We start from the raw sequence: 1,790 nt of genomic DNA, 5'->3' as shown, positions 1-1,790 counted from the left end.
TTGACATACTCCCACCACCAAGCCAAAGGCTATAGTGGGGGAATCTTTGCGACCCATAACAACCTAAGTTGCTATCTTTCGCCATACCACTATCGCTGAATAGTATCGGCATGGGGGAACTCTTTACACAGTAGCAAGTCCTGCTACATCAGCTAACGCTTGCTTGCGTATATTGCTTGCTGCATTGACATCACGGTCATGGTGTACTTGACAGCTAGGACACGTCCAATTTCTGACTGACAACGCCAGACTGTCTAATTTGTAATGACAATGCGAACAAATTTTACTACTGGCAAAGAACCGATTTACTTTTAGAATGTTTTTGCCATACCAATTTGCCTTGTAAGTAAGCAGGGTAACAAATTGCCCCCAGCCCACATCATTAATCGCTTTGGCAAGTCTTCGGTTTTTCACCATGTTTTTCACCGCTAAATCTTCAAGTGCATAGCTTGTTGCTTGGTTTTCACAGATAAGGCTATGCGTGATTTTGTGGTGTATGTCTAAACGCCCGTGACGTACTTTTTCGTGAATACGAGCAACGGCTAATTTTTGTTTTTGATAGTTTTTACTTTGTTTTTGCTTGCGAGCAAAAATTTTTTGTTGTATTGCAAGTCTTTGACTGGCTTTGGCTAAATGCTTTGGATTATCAAATTTGCTACCGTCTGATAGATTTAGTAAATGACGGATACCTAAATCAATACCCACAGTAAGGTTAGGTTCTATTGTTGTTGGGGTTGGCAGTATATCAGCAGTTTCAACCAATACGCTTGCATAGTATTTGCCTGTAGCGGTTTTGCTAATCGTAACCGTTTTGATATTGCCAACAAATTCACGGCTAAATACGGTTTTAATGCCTTTGATTTTGGGTAGATTGATAATGCCTTGTTCAAAGTTTACGGTACAATGTTGGGGGCATTGGTAGCTACGCTCTAGTATCTTTTTAGATTTAAAGCGCGGAAATTTGGCACGACCTTTGAAAAAATTGGTAAAGGCGGTATAGACATTGAGCAAGGCATTAAGTAACGATTGGCTATTAACTTCGTTTAGCCATGCAAACTTGCCTGTTTTCTTTTTCTTGACTAACTGACTTTGGATTTGGGTACGAGATAACGACTTGCCAAACATGGCATAGTAGCGTTTTTGCAATGCCAACGCCCAGTTGAACACAAACCGACTACAGCCAAAATGCTTTTCGATTAGCAAGGCTTGTTCGCTGTTTGGGTAAATTCTGTATTTGTAGGCTTTGAGCATGGCTTGTTAGCTAATTGAAATATGGGTATAATTTAGCATTATTTCAATTTAGTGTCAATTATGCGCAATAAACTAAAATCACACTATCACTGTGTTTATAAACTTACTTATCATTTAGTGTTAGTTACAAAATACCGCAAAAAGTGTTTTACGGCAGCCATGCTTGATAGGCTAAAAGAAATCGTAACCGACCTTTGCCAAAAATGGGAAGTTGAGCTATTAGAGTTCAACGGAGAAGCCGACCATGTGCATTTACTGCTTGATATGCACCCCAATATCATGCCAAGTAAATTTATCAATAATCTAAAAACAGTGACTAGCCGACTAATGAGAAAGGAATTTGCAAAGCATTTAGCTTACTTTTACTGGAAACCTGTACTTTGGACTAGGGCGTATTGTTTGCTAACGACTGGTGGTGCTACCATTGATACAATTAGACAGTATATCGAAAAACAAGAACGCCCTGATTAGGGCATTAGTGCTTACATCTCCACCTAAATCAAAGATTATAGATGGAGAATTACGCACGATAAGTTAAA

General features: G+C 39.2%; 2 protein-coding genes. One reads left to right on the top strand and one right to left on the bottom strand.

Translation table 11 applies throughout. From position 1 onward, the window contains the following. Positions 1-123: 123 nt before the first annotated feature. Entirely contained in the window at positions 124-1,251 is a 1,128-nt protein-coding gene (locus tag B0181_RS10370; protein WP_078277424.1) for an RNA-guided endonuclease TnpB family protein, read from the bottom strand. A 60-nt stretch (positions 1,252-1,311) separates the two neighbouring features. Between B0181_RS10370 and tnpA the strand changes: the two genes are divergently transcribed. Next, a complete protein-coding gene (gene tnpA / locus B0181_RS10365; RefSeq protein WP_078277423.1) occupies positions 1,312-1,722 on the top strand; it encodes an IS200/IS605 family transposase in 411 nt (136 codons plus the stop codon). Positions 1,723-1,790 lie beyond the last annotated feature (68 nt).

The sequence above is a fragment of the Moraxella caviae genome (assembly GCF_002014985.1).
Lineage (GTDB): Bacteria > Pseudomonadota > Gammaproteobacteria > Pseudomonadales > Moraxellaceae > Moraxella > Moraxella caviae.
This window is presented reverse-complemented; position numbering and strand designations above follow the sequence as displayed.

Coding starts and splice junctions, on each gene's coding strand:
- B0181_RS10370 (WP_078277424.1), bottom strand. CDS start 1,251: ATGCTCAAAGCCTACAAATACAGAATTTACCCAAACAGCGAACAAGCC.
- tnpA (WP_078277423.1), top strand. CDS start 1,312: ATGCGCAATAAACTAAAATCACACTATCACTGTGTTTATAAACTTACT.